Origin of the sequence: Pseudomonas svalbardensis (genome assembly GCF_030053115.1) — a bacterium.
Lineage (GTDB): Bacteria > Pseudomonadota > Gammaproteobacteria > Pseudomonadales > Pseudomonadaceae > Aquipseudomonas > Aquipseudomonas svalbardensis.
The window spans coordinates 597,643-614,330 of sequence record NZ_CP125619.1; the positions used below are offsets into that span (position 1 = coordinate 597,643).

The 16,688-nt window shown below is 59.3% G+C and carries 11 protein-coding genes and 2 tRNA genes; 9 read left to right on the forward strand and 4 right to left on the reverse strand.

The genetic code is table 11. From position 1 onward, the window contains the following. Window positions 1-16: 16 nt before the first annotated feature. The 4 genes from QFX16_RS02655 to QFX16_RS02670 form a co-directional block, all read right to left on the reverse strand. Entirely contained in the window at window positions 17-1,582 is a 1,566-nt protein-coding gene (locus QFX16_RS02655) for an ABC transporter permease (protein WP_283182722.1), read from the reverse strand. Continuing rightward, window positions 1,582-2,592: an iron ABC transporter substrate-binding protein gene (locus QFX16_RS02660; RefSeq protein WP_283182723.1), complete on the reverse strand. Its 1,011-nt coding sequence runs from the start codon at window positions 2,590-2,592 to the stop codon at window positions 1,582-1,584. The genes QFX16_RS02655 and QFX16_RS02660 overlap by 1 nt, the downstream gene beginning before the upstream one ends. Before the next feature lie 191 nt (window positions 2,593-2,783). Continuing rightward, a tRNA-Leu gene (locus QFX16_RS02665) sits at window positions 2,784-2,870 on the reverse strand. A 166-nt stretch (window positions 2,871-3,036) separates the two neighbouring features. Then, a tRNA-Leu gene (locus tag QFX16_RS02670) sits at window positions 3,037-3,123 on the reverse strand. A 226-nt stretch (window positions 3,124-3,349) separates the two neighbouring features. On the opposite strand from QFX16_RS02670, the gene rnr reads away from it, so the two are divergent. The 9 genes from rnr (at window position 3,350) to QFX16_RS02715 (ending at window position 16,665) form a co-directional block, all read left to right on the forward strand. After that, window positions 3,350-5,989, forward strand: coding sequence for a ribonuclease R (gene rnr / locus QFX16_RS02675; RefSeq protein ID WP_283182724.1), 2,640 nt, complete (start codon window positions 3,350-3,352; stop codon window positions 5,987-5,989). Then, entirely contained in the window at window positions 5,986-6,753 is a 768-nt protein-coding gene (gene rlmB, locus QFX16_RS02680) for a 23S rRNA (guanosine(2251)-2'-O)-methyltransferase RlmB (RefSeq protein ID WP_282376701.1), read from the forward strand. The genes rnr and rlmB overlap by 4 nt, the downstream gene beginning before the upstream one ends. 314 nt (window positions 6,754-7,067) lie before the next feature. Continuing rightward, window positions 7,068-7,490: a 30S ribosomal protein S6 gene (gene rpsF / locus QFX16_RS02685; protein ID WP_003217491.1), complete on the forward strand. Its 423-nt coding sequence runs from the start codon at window positions 7,068-7,070 to the stop codon at window positions 7,488-7,490. Window positions 7,491-7,518: 28 nt separating this feature from the next. Further along, window positions 7,519-7,749 carry a 30S ribosomal protein S18 gene (gene rpsR, locus QFX16_RS02690; protein ID WP_002551829.1) on the forward strand — a complete coding sequence of 77 codons (231 nt, stop codon included), beginning with the start codon at window positions 7,519-7,521 and terminating at the stop codon, window positions 7,747-7,749. A 36-nt stretch (window positions 7,750-7,785) separates the two neighbouring features. Continuing rightward, a complete protein-coding gene (locus QFX16_RS02695) occupies window positions 7,786-8,679 on the forward strand; it encodes a YybS family protein (protein ID WP_283182725.1) in 894 nt (297 codons plus the stop codon). A gap of 19 nt (window positions 8,680-8,698) precedes the next feature. Further along, complete coding sequence (gene rplI, locus QFX16_RS02700) at window positions 8,699-9,145, forward strand: 50S ribosomal protein L9 (RefSeq protein WP_003197251.1); 447 nt, start codon at window positions 8,699-8,701, stop codon at window positions 9,143-9,145. 121 nt (window positions 9,146-9,266) lie between these two features. Next, the gene (gene dnaB / locus QFX16_RS02705) at window positions 9,267-10,661 is read left to right on the forward strand and encodes a replicative DNA helicase (RefSeq protein ID WP_282376703.1); all 1,395 of its coding nucleotides are present in this window, start codon (window positions 9,267-9,269) and stop codon (window positions 10,659-10,661) included. A gap of 191 nt (window positions 10,662-10,852) precedes the next feature. Further along, on the forward strand, window positions 10,853-13,156 hold the full coding sequence (locus QFX16_RS02710; protein WP_033055554.1) for a YgiQ family radical SAM protein: 2,304 nt from the start codon (window positions 10,853-10,855) through the stop codon (window positions 13,154-13,156). A 233-nt stretch (window positions 13,157-13,389) separates the two neighbouring features. Beyond that, window positions 13,390-16,665 carry a transglutaminase family protein gene (locus QFX16_RS02715; RefSeq protein WP_283182726.1) on the forward strand — a complete coding sequence of 1,092 codons (3,276 nt, stop codon included), beginning with the start codon at window positions 13,390-13,392 and terminating at the stop codon, window positions 16,663-16,665. Window positions 16,666-16,688: the final 23 nt, after the last annotated feature.

Here is a 16,688-nt window from a genome sequence, read left to right on the forward strand (position 1 = left end):
GCTCGCGAAGGCAATGTCAGCGGCTCAAATACATCCGGGTAGTAAGCAGATAAACCGGCAACCCCGACACCAAAATCAACAACGCCGCATAAGGCGCCGCCGCCGCAAACTCCACATTCGCGGTATGCGCCCAGACTTCCGTCGCCAGCGTATTGAGTCCGGTCGGGCTCAGCAGCAACGTCGCCGTCAATTCCTTCATCGCATCCAGAATCACCAGCGCAAACGCCGCGCCGAGCGCTGGAAAGATGATCGGCAACGTCACCCGGCAAAACGCACTGAAGGACGATGCGCCCAGCGTGCGTGCAGCCTCTTCCAGTTGCGGCGCAGCCTTGTTCAGCGCCGTACGAATCGGTGCCTGCGCCAGCGGCAGAAACAACAGCGCATAAGCAATCAGCAGCAGCGCAGAAGTCTGGTACAGCGCCGGCACATAGTGCAGGGCGAAATACACCAGCGTCAGCGCGATCACCAGTCCTGGCAGCGCATGCAGTAGATACGGCAAGCGTTCGGCCCAGATCGCCAATTGGCCCTTGTGGCGCACCACCAGCAATCCCACCGGCACTGCCAGCACCAGGCACAGCGCCGCGCCGCCCAGTGACAACGCCAGGGAGGAGAGCAGCGCCTCGCTGATCGCCGCCACCGGGAATGCTGCCGACGAACCCACTGCCAGCCAGTACGCCAGCATCCCGAGCGGAATACCGCTGCCAATGATCGCCAGCGCCAGGCAATAAAGTTGTCCGGCAGTAGCCCAATGCCCCAGCCGAACCTGTTCCGCATACCGGGCCGCGCCCTGACCGGTGCGCACGTGTCGGCCCTTGCCGCGTACGCGCAGTTCCAACCACAGCAGCATCAGACACAGCGCCAGTAACACGGCGGAAAGCATCGCAGCATTTGCGTTACTGAATTCCAGTTCGAACTGTTGATAGATCGCGGTGGTAAAGGTTTGCAGTCCGATGATCGACAGCGCACCGAATTCCACCAGCATGTGCAGGGCGATCAGCAGCGAGCCTGCGAGCAGTGATGGCCAGAGCAGCGGCAGGGTAATTCTGAAAAATACACCCCAGCGATTCTGGCCCAGAGTGCGGGCGGACTCTTCGAGGGAGGGATCGAGATTGCGCAGGGTCGCCGCGACCGGCAGAAAGATCAGCGGATACTTGGAAAGGGTCATCACCAGGATCGCGCCGCCCAAGCCTTCGAAATGAGCGCTCAGCGAGACCCAGGTAAAGCTGCTGACAAATGCCGGTACCGCGAACGGTAGGCACAGAATCACCCCCCACAAGCGCCGCCCCGGCAAGTTGCTGCGCTCAAGTAGCCAAGCCAGCGACAGGCCGATCACGCCACAGGCGAGCGTCACACCGACCATCAGCGCCAGGGTGTTGCGCAGCAGGCCAAACACATAAGGACGCCACAACAAATGCAGCGCCTCAGCCCAGCCGGCCTGCCAGGTTTTGAACCCTACATACGCCAGCGGCAACAGGCTGAGCATCACCAGCAGCAAAACCGGTAGCAGCAGCCAGGTCGATGGCCGCTTGCGCCGTGGCACATAACCCCCACGCGCGACGGGGGCGGATAACGATGCGCTCATCAGTTCAAGCCAACGTCACGTTCCAGGTCCAGGGCTTCTTCGGCATTGCCGAGGTCGGCTGGCGTGACTTTCGGTGCTTCCAGCTCGCTGAACGGCTTGAGCCCACGATTCGATTCCATGCCTTTGTGCAGCGGGTATTCGGCGGTGGTCTGGGTGATCACGCGCTGACCTTCTTCGCTGGCCATGTAAGCGAGGAATTGCTGGGCTTCTTTTGGGTGCTTGCTGGATTTCAGCACGGCCGCACTGGAAACAGTGATCAGCCCGCCGACGTCGCCGCCGGTGAAATAATGCAGTTTCGAATCGAGCTGGCCTTTTTCACGCTGCAAGGCGAACCAGTAATAGTTGTTCACCAGCACGGTAGCGACTTCGCCGTTTTCCACCGCCTTCAGTGCAACCATGTTGTTGCTGTAGGTCTTGCCGAAAGCACGCAAACCGGTCAGCCATTCTTCGGCCGCGTCCATGCCGTGTACTTTGATGATCGCCACGGCCTGTTCCTGAAACGCGCCGCTGGTAGGCACGAAGCCGACCTTGCCTTGCCATTTCGGATCGGAGAACTCCATGACCGACTTTGGCAGGTCTTTTTCATCGATCAGTTTAGGGTTGAAGGCGACCACGCGGACCCGTGCGGTGACACCGATCCAGGTGCCGTTGCCGGCGACGTAGTCTTTCGGCAGAACGGCTAGGGTGGTGGCGTCGGTCTGTGCCAGCAGGCCTTGTTCGCCGAGTTTGTTCAGTGGTGGCGATTCTTCGGTGTAGATCACGTCGGCAGGGGAGCGATCGCCTTCTTCGACGACCTGGCTGGCGAGCTGGTTACTGCTGCCTTTGCGCACATTGACGTGAATCCCTGTCTTGGCTTCGAAGGCTTTGGCGATGGCATCGCCGACTTCTTTGTGTTGACCGTTATAGAGTGTCAGGGAAACCGGTTCGGCGGCTTGGGTGAGGGGAGTGGCGAGTGCCAGGCCGAGCAGGGTTATGGTCAGGCCGCGGCGCAGGGTATTTCGAAACATCATTCGCAAGGTTCCTCACTGTCGCATTGCAAAAACTTGAAACAATGATAAACGATATTGTTTCTCAAGTGCGCCTTGCGGGGTCGAGAAGGTTTTGCTGGAGCGTCCGGGATTAAACTCTCAAACCCCAGAAACGCAAAAACCCGCTTTCGCGGGTTTCTGTGAAATTCAAGATCGTGACCTTGAATTTGAATTGGTGCCCAGAAGAAGACTCGAACTTCCACGACCTTGCGGTCACCAGCACCTGAAGCTGGCGTGTCTACCAATTTCACCATCTGGGCATAATCTTCAGCGTTGCCGCTGTTGATGTGGCGCACTATACGGAGAGCTTTTTGATCTGTAAACCCCTGATTTAGTTTTAATAAATCAGAGGCTTAGAATGCAAAAAACCCGCTTTCGCGGGTTTTTGTGTGAGCCTTGAAATTGATCTAATCTCAAGCTCGAAATTGGTGCCCAGAAGAAGACTCGAACTTCCACGACCTTGCGGTCACCAGCACCTGAAGCTGGCGTGTCTACCAATTTCACCATCTGGGCATTATCGACAATGCGTCTGCTTCGTCGATGGCGCGCACTATACGGAGCGTCTTTTTAACTGTAAACCCCTGAGGTCGAAAAAACCTGGAAAATTTTACCAGTGGCATTTAATTCAGCTTCGCGCTGTCGATAAAGGGCTTTAGATGGGCTGTCATAACCTGAAATTTCCCGTTTCATTACGCCTATGCCAAACTAACCCGCATATAGACAAGGTGAAAACTCTCTAATGGCCGATTGGCAGTCCCTCGATCCCGAGGCCGCTCGTGAAGCGGAAAAATATGAAAACCCTATTCCTAGCCGCGAACTGATCCTTCAGCACCTTGCTGATCGGGGTTCGCCTGCTAACCGCGAGCAGCTGGTCGAAGAGTTTGGTCTGACGACAGAAGACCAGATCGAAGCCCTGCGCCGCCGCCTGCGCGCCATGGAGCGCGACGCTCAACTCATCTATACCCGTCGCGGCACCTATGCGCCGGTGGACAAGCTCGACCTGATCCTGGGCCGCATCAGCGGTCACCGTGACGGCTTCGGCTTCCTGGTCCCGGACGACGGCAGTGACGACCTGTTCATGAGCCCGGCGCAAATGCGTCTGGTGTTCGATGGCGATCGTGCCCTGGCCCGTGTTTCCGGCCTTGACCGTCGCGGTCGCCGCGAAGGCATGATCGTCGAAGTGGTCTCCCGTGCCCACGAGACCATCGTCGGTCGTTACTTCGAAGAGGGCGGTATTGGTTTCGTCGTTGCGGACAATCCGAAAATCCAGCAAGAAGTGCTGGTCACGCCGGGCCGTAACGCCAACGCCCAGATCGGTCAGTTCGTCGAAGTGAAGATCACTCACTGGCCGACACCACGCTTCCAGCCGCAAGGTGACGTGGTCGAAGTCGTGGGCAACTACATGGCACCGGGCATGGAAATCGATGTCGCCCTGCGCACCTACGATATTCCTCACGTCTGGCCTGAGGCTGTGCTGAAAGAAGCCGCCAAGCTCAAGCCGGAAGTCGAAGAGAAAGACAAAGAGAAGCGCATCGACCTGCGCCATCTGCCGTTCGTGACCATCGACGGCGAAGATGCGCGCGACTTCGATGATGCGGTCTACTGCGAAGCCAAGCCGGGTAAGCTGCGCCTGTTCTCCGGCGGCTGGAAGTTGTACGTGGCGATCGCCGACGTTTCCAGCTACGTGAAAATCGGTTCGGCTCTGGACAATGAGTCCCAGGTTCGCGGCAACTCGGTGTACTTCCCCGAGCGCGTCGTGCCGATGCTGCCTGAGCAGTTGTCCAACGGCCTGTGCTCGCTGAACCCGCATGTCGATCGCCTGGCCATGGTTTGCGAGATGACCATCTCCAAATCCGGCGAGATGACCGACTACTGCTTCTACGAAGCGGTGATTCACTCCCATGCTCGCCTGACCTACAACAAAGTCAGCGCGATGCTGGAAACGCCGAAAATCACCGAGGCGCGTCAGCTCCGTGGTGAGTACAACGACGTTCTGCCGCACCTCAAGCAGCTTTACGCGCTGTACAAAGTGCTGTTGGCCGCTCGTCACGTGCGTGGCGCGATCGATTTCGAAACGCAGGAAACCCGGATCATCTTCGGGACCGAGCGCAAGATTGCCGAAATCCGTCCGACCGTTCGTAACGATGCGCACAAGCTGATCGAGGAATGCATGCTGGCGGCCAACGTGGCCACCGCCGAATTCCTGAAAAAGCACGAAATCCCTGCGCTGTACCGCGTCCACGATGGCCCGCCACCGGAGCGTCTGGAAAAACTGCGCGCTTTCCTTGGCGAGCTCGGCCTGTCCCTGCACAAAGGCAAGGACGGCCCGTCGCCGAAGGACTACCAGGCATTGCTGGCGAGCATCAAGGATCGTCCGGATTTCCACCTGATCCAGACCGTTATGCTGCGTTCGTTGAGTCAGGCGGTGTATAGCGCTGATAACCAGGGCCACTTCGGCCTGAATTACGAAGCCTATACCCACTTCACCTCGCCGATCCGCCGCTACCCGGACTTGCTCACGCACCGGGCGATTCGCAGCGTCATCCATTCGAAAATGGACACCCCGCACGTTCGCCGTGCTGGCGCGATGACCATTCCTAAAGCGCGCATCTATCCCTACGACGAAGCGATTCTTGAGCAGCTCGGCGAGCAGTGCTCGATGAGCGAGCGCCGTGCCGACGAAGCGACCCGCGACGTTGTGAACTGGCTCAAGTGCGAGTTCATGAAAGACCGTGTGGGCGAGTCGTTCCCGGGTGTGATCACTGCCGTGACCGGTTTTGGTCTGTTCGTCGAGCTGACCGATATCTACGTCGAAGGCCTGGTGCACGTCACCGCGCTGCCAGGCGATTACTACCACTTCGATCCTGTGCACCACCGCCTGGCCGGTGAGCGTACCGGTCGCAGCTTCCGTCTTGGCGATACCGTTGAAGTACGCGTCATGCGCGTCGACCTCGATGAGCGCAAGATCGACTTCGAGATGGCTGAAAAGACCATCAGCGCGCCGATCGGTCGCAAGAAACGCGGGACTGAAGCGACTGCACCGGCTGCCGCGTCTACAAAAACAGCTGCAGAACCGGCCCCGGCTAAAACCGGTCGTCGTCCTGCCAAGGAAAAGGCTGTCGAAGCCTATCGCCCGAGCGATGCCGCGGCGAAAAATGCCGAGCTGCGCAAAAGCCGCGAAATGAAGCAGACGTTGCTGTCTGAAGCGAAAAGCGGCGGTAAAGCGGCGTCTGGGGGAAAGACCGGACGGTCGGCGCCTGACAAGGCACCCGGCGGCAAGCCAGCCAAACCGAGCAAACACCGTAAAGGCCCGCCAAAAGCGGGTTCCGCTCCTGCTGCCAAAAGTGGCGGGGCGCGTAAACCTAAGGCCAAGTCATGAGTCAGTTGGAAAAGATCTACGGCGTGCACGCAGTAGAGGCGTTGCTGCGTCACCACCCGAAACGCGTCAAGCAGATCTGGCTGGCTGAAGGCCGCAGCGATCCGCGGGTCCAGACGCTGATCCAGCTGGCGAACGAAAATCGCGTAGCCGTCGGCAACGCCGAGCGTCGCGAGCTGGATGCCTGGGTCGAAGGCGTGCACCAGGGCGTGGTCGCGGAGGTGAGTCCGAGCCAGGTCTGGGGCGAAGCAATGCTCGACGAGCTGCTCGATCGCACCGAAGGCGCGCCGCTGCTGCTGGTGCTCGACGGCGTGACCGACCCGCACAACCTCGGTGCCTGCCTGCGTTCTGCCGATGCGGCGGGCGCACTGGCGGTGATCGTTCCGAAGGACAAGTCAGCCACGCTGACCCCGACGGTACGGAAAGTTGCCTGTGGTGCGGCGGAAGTGATTCCGCTGGTTGCCGTAACCAACCTGGCTCGCACCCTGGAAAAACTCAAGCAGCGCGGCTTGTGGGTTGTCGGTACGGCGGGCGAGGCTGAGCAGAGTCTGTATCAGCAAGACATGACTGGCCCGACCATCCTGATAATGGGTGCTGAAGGCAGCGGCATGCGTCGCCTGACTCGCGATCTTTGCGATTATCTGGTGCACCTGCCGATGACCGGTAGCGTCAGCAGCCTCAACGTGTCTGTGGCGACTGGCGTTTGCCTGTTCGAGGCTCAGCGCCAGCGCAGCGTCAAAGCTGCCGGGACCGCCAAAAAGTCCTGATCCAGTTGTAATCCCTGTGGGAGCGAGCCTGCTCGCGATAGCGGAGTAACATTCAGCATCAATGTTGAATGTTGTATCCCCTTCGCGAGCAGGCTCGCTCCCACAGTGGTTTGTGGTAAAGCAAAAATTGGTGTGTGAACGAACTGTTCAAATAATCACCAATTGCCTTGCGCCTCTTCTGTCCCTTCTCTACAATTGCGCCCCTTGCTGTGACGGCAGGCACGCATGTGTCTATCGCAAGCAAGTCCATAAGTGTCATTCACTCCTTGTCTGACCGCTTTTTAGCGGCAGGCTACAACCCGTAAGGAGCATTCATGCGTCATTACGAAATCATCTTTTTGGTCCACCCGGATCAAAGCGAGCAAGTCGGCGGCATGGTAGAGCGTTACACCAAGCTGATCGAAGAAGACGGCGGCAAAATCCACCGTCTGGAAGATTGGGGGCGTCGTCAACTGGCCTACGCAATCAACAATGTTCACAAGGCTCACTACGTGATGCTGAACGTTGAGTGCACTGGCAAGGCCCTGGCCGAGCTGGAAGACAACTTCCGCTACAACGATGCAGTGATCCGTAACCTGGTCATCCGTCGCGAAGAAGCCGTTACTGGCCAATCCGAGATGCTCAAGGCTGAAGAAAACCGCAGTGAGCGCCGTGAGCGTCGCGACCGTCCTGAGCACGAAGGCGCTGAAAGCGCTGATAGTGATGACAGCGACAACAGCGATAACGCTGACGAGTAATCCACGGACCTTTTAAGGAGCCTATCAAATGGCACGTTTCTTCCGTCGTCGTAAATTCTGCCGCTTCACCGCTGAAGACGTGAAAGAGATCGATTACAAAGATCTCAACACTCTGAAAGCTTATGTATCCGAGACCGGCAAAATCGTTCCAAGCCGCATCACCGGTACCAAAGCACGTTATCAGCGTCAGCTGGCCACCGCTATCAAGCGCGCCCGCTTCCTGGCCCTGCTGGCCTACACCGACAGCCACGGCCGCTGAGATCGGGCAGTCGACACGTAGCAAAGGATTGAATGCATGCGAGCCATAGCTGAGTTCATCATGCGCGGCCGTATGCAGGCCACTCTGGTAGTGGCTGGATGCGCAACATTGCCGTTGTTGTATTGGTTGGGTGCTGCCGCTGGATGCTTTGTGCTCCTGCGGCGCGGATTGAAGGACGCCATTGGTGTTCTTGCTCTGGGACTGCTGCCGGCGTTGATCTGGTGGCTTTACGCCGATGACCCACGGGCACTTCTGGTGCTGCTGGGGTCTTGGAGCCTTGCGTTGGTTTTGCGCGCAAGCGAGTCCTGGAACCGCGTGCTGCTGGTCAGCATAGCGATGGGAGTGGTGTTTTCAGTGGTGCTGGGGACGGTTTTTGGTCCCCAAATCGAGATGCTGGCGCAGGCTTTGATAAAAGTCATGCCGTCGCTACTCGGTGATGTCTACCAGAAGTTGTCGGTAGACGAGCAAGCGCATTTTGCGTCCCTGATCGCACCGGTCCTGACCGGCCTGATTGCGGCCTTGTTGCAAATCGTCAGTGTGCTGAGCCTGATTGTCGGGCGCTACTGGCAGGCGTTGTTGTACAACCCGGGTGGTTTTGGTCGCGAGTTTCGCGCCATCCGATTCCCGCTGGGGCTGGCGATGTTACTGCTGGCGTTCATGCTTCTGGGACCGAACATCGGTCCGCAGATGGCCATGTTGACGCCGTTGTGCAGTGTGCCGCTGGTGTTCGCCGGGCTGGCCCTGATTCACGGGCTGGTGGCGCAAAAGCGACTGGCCAGGTTTTGGCTGGTGGGGTTGTACGTCACGCTGTTGCTGTTCATGCAGCTGATCTATCCGTTGCTGGTGGTCTTGGCCATCGTCGACAGCCTGATTGATTTTCGCGGTCGTTCGACGCCGAAAGACGTCGATAGCGCGAACGGTGAAGGTTAAAAGTTAAGAGGATTTTCACATGCAACTGATCCTTCTGGAAAAAGTCACCAACCTGGGCAACCTGGGTGACAAAGTGAACGTTAAGGCTGGTTACGGTCGTAACTACCTGCTGCCTTACGGCAAAGCTACCGCTGCGACCGCTGCCAACCTGGCTGCGTTCGAAGAGCGTCGCGCTGAGCTGGAAAAAGCCGCAGCAGATCGTAAAACTTCGGCTGAAAGCCGTGCCGCCCAACTGGCTGAGCTGGAAGTGACTATCACTGCCACCGCTGGTGACGAAGGCAAGCTGTTCGGTTCGATCGGTACTCACGACATCGCTGATGCACTGACCGCCTCTGGCGTTGAAGTTGCAAAAAGCGAAGTTCGTCTGCCGAACGGCACCATCCGCAACGTAGGCGAATTCGACGTAGCCGTGCACCTGCACGCCGAAGTTGAAGCCACCGTACGCGTTGTCGTGGTAGCAGCTTAAGCAGCACTTGTCGGCTGGCACCCTCGGGTGCTTGCCGGTAACATCGGGCACGATCCTGTTTACAGGTCGTGCCCTTTGTCTTTCTGCAGTTCCTGATTTTCACAAAACTATTCAAGTGGCCATGAACGATATCTCCGCTCCCGAGCAATACGATCTGCAAACCGCTTCCCTGAAGGTGCCGCCGCATTCCATCGAGGCCGAACAGGCCGTGCTCGGTGGTCTGATGCTGGACAACAACGCCTGGGAACGCGTGCTCGATCAAGTCTCCGACGGCGATTTCTATCGGCATGACCACCGTCTGATCTTCCGCGCGATCGCCAAGCTCGCCGACCAGAACTCGCCGATCGACGTCGTGACCCTTGCCGAGCAATTGGACAAGGAAGGTCAGACCTCGCAGGTCGGCGGCCTTGGTTACCTTGGTGAGCTGGCGAAAAACACGCCGTCCGTCGCCAACATCAAGGCCTATGCGCAGATCGTTCGCGCACGAGCAACGTTGCGGCAGTTGATCGGCATCGCCACCGAAATCGCCGACAGCGCCTTCAACCCGGAAGGCCGCTCGGCTGAAGAGATTCTCGACGAAGCCGAACGCCAGATATTCCAGATCGCCGAGGCCCGGCCAAAAACCGGCGGCCCGGTGAGCGTGAATGACCTGTTGACCAAGGCCATCGACCGTATCGATACGTTGTTCAACACTGACAACGCGATTACGGGCCTCTCCACCGGTTACACCGATCTCGACGGCATGACCAGCGGCTTGCAGCCGTCCGACCTGATCATCGTCGCCGGCCGTCCATCCATGGGTAAAACCACCTTTGCGATGAACCTGGTGGAAAACGCCGTGTTACGCAGCGACAAGTGCGTACTGGTCTACTCGCTCGAAATGCCAGGCGAATCGCTGATCATGCGTATGCTGTCGTCCCTTGGTAGGATCGATCAGACCAAAGTTCGTGCCGGTCGCCTGGACGACGACGATTGGCCGCGCCTGACCTCGGCGGTCAACTTGCTCAACGATCGCAAGCTGTTCATTGACGATACGGCCGGTATCAGCCCTTCGGAAATGCGAGCGCGGACTCGGCGTCTGGTGCGTGAGCACGGCGATGTCGGCCTGATCATGATCGACTACCTGCAATTGATGCAGATCCCGGGTTCGAGCGGTGACAACCGGACCAACGAGATTTCCGAGATCTCCCGTTCCTTGAAAGCCCTGGCCAAGGAATTCAACTGCCCGGTGGTGGCGTTATCCCAGCTCAACCGCTCCCTGGAGCAGCGCCCGAACAAACGCCCGATCAACTCCGACCTCCGGGAATCCGGAGCGATCGAGCAGGATGCCGACGTGATCATGTTCGTGTACCGGGACGAGGTGTATCACCCGGAAACGGAGCACAAAGGCATCGCCGAGATCATCATCGGCAAGCAGCGGAACGGTCCGATCGGTACGTCACGCCTGGCGTTCATCGGTAAGTACACCCGCTTCGAAAACCTGGCGCCGGGCAGCTATAACTTCGACGACGAGTAACCTTGTGGGAGCGGGCTTGCTCGCGAAGAGGGAGTGTCAGTCGACATCAATGTTGGTTGATGTACCGCTTTCGCGAGCAAGCCCGCTCCCACATGGGTTACGCGCAATTTCCGACCATAGCCGTCGGAATTGGTTATTTTTTGTGCTATATTCCGCGCCCGCGATTTTTCATCTCAACACCGGTCATCGTCATGCAAACAGCCAAGCCGTTATTTGACTATCCCAAGTACTGGGCCGAATGTTTCGGTCCAGCGCCATTCCTGCCGATGAGCAGGGAGGAGATGGATCAGCTTGGCTGGGATTCATGCGACATCATCATCGTCACCGGTGATGCGTACGTTGACCATCCGTCGTTCGGCATGGCAATCATCGGCCGGCTGCTGGAGTCGCAAGGCTTCCGCGTCGGGATCATTGCCCAGCCAAACTGGCAGTCCAAAGACGACTTCATGAAACTCGGCGAGCCGAACCTGTTCTTCGGCGTCGCGGCCGGCAACATGGACTCGATGATCAACCGCTACACCGCCGACAAAAAAATCCGTTCCGATGATGCCTACACCCCCGGTGGCCTGGCGGGCAAACGTCCGGATCGCGCGAGCCTGGTTTACAGCCAGCGCTGCAAGGAAGCCTACAAAAACGTGCCGATCGTTCTCGGTGGCATTGAAGCTTCCCTGCGCCGCATCGCCCACTACGATTACTGGCAGGACCGGGTTCGCAACTCGATCCTGATCGACGCCTGTGCCGACATCCTGCTCTACGGCAACGCCGAGCGTGCGATCGTCGAAGTCGCCCAGCGTCTGTCATACGGTCACAAGATCGAAGACATCACCGATGTGCGCGGCACCGCGTTCATCCGTCGCGACACGCCGAAAGACTGGTACGAAGTCGATTCCACGCGCATCGACCGTCCGGGCAAGATCGACAAGATCATCAACCCGTACGTCAACACCCAGGACACCCAGGCTTGCGCTATCGAGCAGGAAAAGGGTCCGGTTGAAGACCCGAGCGAAGCCAAGGTCGTGCAGATTCTGGCGAGCCCGAAAATGACTCGCGACAAGACCGTGATCCGTCTGCCTTCGGTTGAGAAAGTCCGCGGTGACGCGGTTCTTTATGCTCACGCCAACCGCGTGCTGCACCTGGAAACCAACCCGGGCAACGCCCGTGCGCTGGTGCAGAAGCACGGCGAAGTCGACGTCTGGTTCAACCCGCCTCCAATTCCGATGACCACCGAAGAAATGGACTACGTGTTCGGCATGCCCTATGCGCGCATTCCGCACCCGGCGTACGGCAAGGAAAAGATCCCTGCATACGACATGATCCGCTTCTCGGTGAACATCATGCGTGGCTGCTTCGGCGGCTGCACCTTCTGCTCGATCACCGAGCACGAAGGCCGGATCATCCAGAACCGTTCCGAAGAGTCGATCATTCGCGAAATCGAAGAGATCCGCGACAAGGTCCCCGGCTTTACCGGCGTCATTTCCGACCTCGGCGGCCCGACCGCGAATATGTACCGCATCGCCTGCAAGACCCCGGAAATCGAATCCGCGTGCCGCAAGCCTTCGTGCGTGTTCCCGGGCATTTGCCCGAACCTGAACACCGACCATTCGTCGCTGATCCAGCTGTATCGCAGCGCCCGTGCCTTGCCGGGTGTGAAGAAGATCCTGATCGCTTCCGGTCTGCGCTACGACCTAGCAGTCGAGTCGCCGGAATACGTCAAAGAGCTGGTGACCCACCACGTTGGTGGTTACCTGAAGATCGCCCCGGAACACACCGAGGAAGGTCCGCTCAATCAGATGATGAAACCGGGCATCGGCAGCTATGACAAGTTCAAGCGCATGTTCGAGAAGTACTCCAAGGAAGCCGGGAAAGAGCAGTACCTGATTCCGTACTTCATCGCCGCTCACCCGGGCACCACCGACGAAGACATGATGAACCTGGCCTTGTGGCTCAAGGGGAACGGCTTCCGTGCCGACCAGGTGCAAGCGTTCTATCCGTCGCCGATGGCCACCGCCACCGCGATGTACCACTCGGGCAAGAACCCGCTGCGCAAAGTCACTTACAAGAGTGACGCCGTGACCATCGTCAAGAGCGAAGAGCAGCGTCGTCTGCACAAGGCGTTCTTGCGGTATCACGACCCGAAAGGCTGGCCGATGCTGCGTGAAGCGCTGACTCGCATGGGCCGCGCCGACCTGATCGGGCCGGGCAAGAACCAGTTGATCCCGCTGCACCAACCGGCGACCGACAGCTACCAGAGCGCCCGTCGCAAGAACTCGACACCGGCCGGCAGCCATAAAGTGGCAGGGGAAAAGACCACCAAGATCCTGACCCAGCACACTGGCTTGCCACCGCGCGCCAGCGATGGCGGCAACCCGTGGGACAAGCGTGAACAGGCCAAGGCAGCGGCATTCGCCCGCAACCAGCAGGCGGCCAAGGATCGCAAGGACGCGGCCAAAGGCAAAGGGCCCAAGCCTGCGCGTAAGCCGGTAGTGCCGCGCTAAGCCACGTTTGAGCTGAACAGAACGCCAACCTTCGGGTTGGCGTTTTTTTTGTCTGCTGATCGTTCCCAGCCCTCCCTCCGCAACATTTCCGTGCAACTCCCCCAAACCAAATTCCCGCATCGCCCGATTTTGGTGCTGTACTGCCTCAAGCAACCGGAGAAAGCGCCAGCGCTGCTGGATGGCATAAGTCTTGCGCGCTTTCCAATACGCTTAAGGCTCGCAGGAGGCACGCCGTGTCGATTCATGTCGCATTGCACCACGTCACGCATTACCGCTACGACCGCGCCGTCGAGCTCGGTCCGCAGATCGTTCGCCTGCGCCCGGCCGCCCACAGTCGCACGCGGATACTGTCCTACGCGCTGAAAGTCTCGCCGGAGCAGCACTTCATCAACTGGCAGCAAGACCCCCAGGGCAATTACCTGGCGCGATTGGTGTTCCCGGAGAAAACCGATGAACTGCGGATCGAAGTCGATCTGCTGGCAGAGATGGCGGTCTTCAATCCGTTCGACTTCTTCCTTGAGCCCTACGCGGAAAAGATCCCGTTCACCTACGCCGCGGATGAGCGCAAGGAGCTGGCGCCGTACCTGGAAACCTTGCCCCTGACGCCGAAGTTCAAGGCCTATCTGGACGGCATCGACCGCACGCCGCTACCCAGCGTCGACTTCCTCGTCGCACTTAACCAGCGCCTGAGTGAAGACATTGGCTACCTGATCCGCATGGAGCCAGGTGTTCAAACGCCCGAACACACCTTGGAACATGCCTCCGGTTCCTGCCGCGACTCCGCGTGGTTGCTGGTGCAGCTGTTGCGTAACCTCGGTCTGGCGGCGCGTTTCGTCTCCGGCTATCTGATTCAACTGACCGCCGACGTCAAAAGCCTCGACGGCCCGTCGGGCACTGACGTGGACTTCACCGACCTGCACGCCTGGTGCGAGGTCTATTTGCCCGGTGCTGGCTGGATCGGCCTGGACGCGACGTCAGGGCTGTTTGCCGGTGAAGGACACATTCCGTTGGCCTGTAGCCCCGATCCTGGCTCTGCGGCACCGATCAGTGGCTTGGTTGAACCGTGCGAGTGCGAATTCATCCACGAAATGTCGGTGGAACGGATTTGGGAAGCACCACGGGTAACGAAGCCCTACACCGACGACCAATGGCTGGCGATCCAGGCGTTGGGTCGGCAGATCGATGCCGACCTGCTGGAGGGTGATGTACGCCTGACCATGGGCGGCGAACCTACGTTTGTTTCCATCGACGATCCAGATGGCGCCGAGTGGAACACGGCGGCACTTGGGCCAGACAAGCGGCGTCTGTCCGCCGAACTGTTCCAGCGCATGCGCAAGCGCTACGCACCCAAAGGCCTGGTGCATTTCGGTCAGGGCAAGTGGTACCCCGGCGAGCAATTGCCGCGCTGGTCGCTGAACTGCTACTGGCGCCGCGACGATGTGCCGATCTGGCACAACAGCGCGCTGATTGCCGATGAGCAGCAAGACTACGGTGCCAATGGCGAGCTGGCCGGGCGTTTTCTGGCCAGCGTCGCCGAACGCCTGAAAATCCCCACACGTTTTGTGTTTCCAGCCTACGAAGACAATTTCTATTACCTCTGGCGCGAAGGCACGTTGCCGCAGAACGTCAGCGCCGAAGACTCACGTCTCGAAGAACCGTTGGAGCGTGCACGCCTGCGCAAAGTCTTCAGCCAGAGGCTGGACAAAGTCATCGGCCAGGTCCTGCCGCTGGCGCGCACCGCCAAGGGTGATCAGTGGCAAAGCGGCCGTTGGTATCTGCGCGACGAACACTGCCGACTGGTTCCGGGAGACTCGCCGCTGGGCTATCGCTTGCCGCTCGGCTCGCAGCCTTGGGTGAAAGCGGCGGAGTACCCGTTCATTCATCCTGTGGACCCGAATCAGGATTTCCCCGCTTTGCCCGACACGGCACAACTTCAGAGCCAAGGCGAGCCTGCGGTTGCTGATGAACGCGCGCCAAAGATCGACGAATCTGCCGACTGGCTGACCCGCACGGCGTTCTGCGCCGAAGCGCGAGAAGGGCGGTTGTACCTGTTCATGCCGCCGCTGGAACGGGTCGAGGATTACCTGGAACTGGTCAGCGCCATCGAAGCCACCGCCGAGGAATTGCATTGCCCGGTGTTGCTGGAAGGCTATGAGCCGCCGAGCGATCCTCGGCTGAGCAACTTCCGCATCACGCCCGATCCGGGGGTGATCGAGGTCAACGTGCAGCCGTCCGCCACGTGGGATGAACTGGTCGAGCGCACCGAGTTTCTTTACGAAGAGGCACGCCAGACCCGACTGACCACCGAGAAATTCATGATTGATGGCCGGCACACCGGCACCGGCGGCGGTAACCACTTCGTCCTGGGCGGCGCGACACCGGCTGACTCACCGTTTCTACGCCGTCCCGATCTGCTGCGCAGCCTGATCAGCTATTGGCATAACCATCCGTCCTTGTCCTATCTGTTTTCCGGATTGTTCATCGGCCCGACGTCTCAGGCGCCACGGGTCGATGAAGCGCGTAATGATGCGTTGTATGAATTGGAAATCGCCTTCGCCCAGATGCCTGAGCCGGGTGAGGAGTGCGCGCCGTGGCTGGTGGATCGGCTGCTGCGCAACTTGCTGATCGACGTGACCGGCAACACGCACCGTGCCGAGTTCTGCATCGACAAACTTTATTCACCGGATGGCGCGACGGGGCGTCTGGGGTTGCTCGAATTGCGCGCCTTTGAAATGCCGCCCCATGCGCGCATGAGCCTGGCGCAACAGTTGTTGCTGCGGGCGTTGGTGGCTCGATTCTGGCGCGAGCCTTATGCGCCGCCGAAACTGGCGCGCTGGGGCACAGAGCTGCACGATCGTTTCCTGTTGCCGCACTTTATCGAACAGGATTTCGCCGACGTCATCGTCGACCTCAATGCCGCCGGTTATCCCGTGCGCGCCGAGTGGTTTGCGGCACATCTGGAGTTCCGTTTTCCCAAAGTCGGCGATTACGCCGTCAGCGGGATCGAACTGGAATTGCGTCAGGCGCTGGAACCCTGGCATGTGCTGGGCGAAGAGGGCGCAGTCGGCGGCACGGTGCGTTATGTGGATTCGTCGCTGGAACGCTTGCAGGTCAAACTCACGGGCCTGGCGCCGCAGCGTTATCTTCTGACCTGCAATGGCATCCCGGTGCCGTTGCAACCCACCGGGCGGGTCGGCGAATTTGTGGCCGGCGTGCGTTTCCGCGCCTGGCAACCGGCCAACTGCCTGCAGCCGACCATCCCGGTCCACGCGCCGTTGGTGTTCGACTTGCTCGACACCTGGATGCAGCGTTCGCTGGGTGGCTGTCAGTACCACGTCGCCCATCCGGGCGGGCGCAACTACGACAGCTTGCCGGTGAACGCCAATGAGGCAGAGAGCCGGCGCATGGCGCGTTTCTTCCGCATCGGACACAGCCCTGGGAAACTTCCTATACCGAATGTGGAAATTAACGACGAGCTGCCGATGACACTCGATTTACGACGTTTCTAAACCGTACGCGACGCTCGGATTTT

Excerpts from the sequence above, each read along its gene's own strand:
- QFX16_RS02655 (WP_283182722.1), bottom strand. The coding sequence starts at position 1,582 with ATGAGCGCATCGTTATCCGCCCCCGTCGCGCGTGGGGGTTATGTGCCA.
- QFX16_RS02660 (WP_283182723.1), bottom strand. The coding sequence starts at position 2,592 with ATGATGTTTCGAAATACCCTGCGCCGCGGCCTGACCATAACCCTGCTC.
- rnr (WP_283182724.1), top strand. The coding sequence starts at position 3,350 with ATGGCCGATTGGCAGTCCCTCGATCCCGAGGCCGCTCGTGAAGCGGAA.
- rlmB (WP_282376701.1), top strand. The coding sequence starts at position 5,986 with ATGAGTCAGTTGGAAAAGATCTACGGCGTGCACGCAGTAGAGGCGTTG.
- rpsF (WP_003217491.1), top strand. The coding sequence starts at position 7,068 with ATGCGTCATTACGAAATCATCTTTTTGGTCCACCCGGATCAAAGCGAG.
- rpsR (WP_002551829.1), top strand. The coding sequence starts at position 7,519 with ATGGCACGTTTCTTCCGTCGTCGTAAATTCTGCCGCTTCACCGCTGAA.
- QFX16_RS02695 (WP_283182725.1), top strand. The coding sequence starts at position 7,786 with ATGCGAGCCATAGCTGAGTTCATCATGCGCGGCCGTATGCAGGCCACT.
- rplI (WP_003197251.1), top strand. The coding sequence starts at position 8,699 with ATGCAACTGATCCTTCTGGAAAAAGTCACCAACCTGGGCAACCTGGGT.
- dnaB (WP_282376703.1), top strand. The coding sequence starts at position 9,267 with ATGAACGATATCTCCGCTCCCGAGCAATACGATCTGCAAACCGCTTCC.
- QFX16_RS02710 (WP_033055554.1), top strand. The coding sequence starts at position 10,853 with ATGCAAACAGCCAAGCCGTTATTTGACTATCCCAAGTACTGGGCCGAA.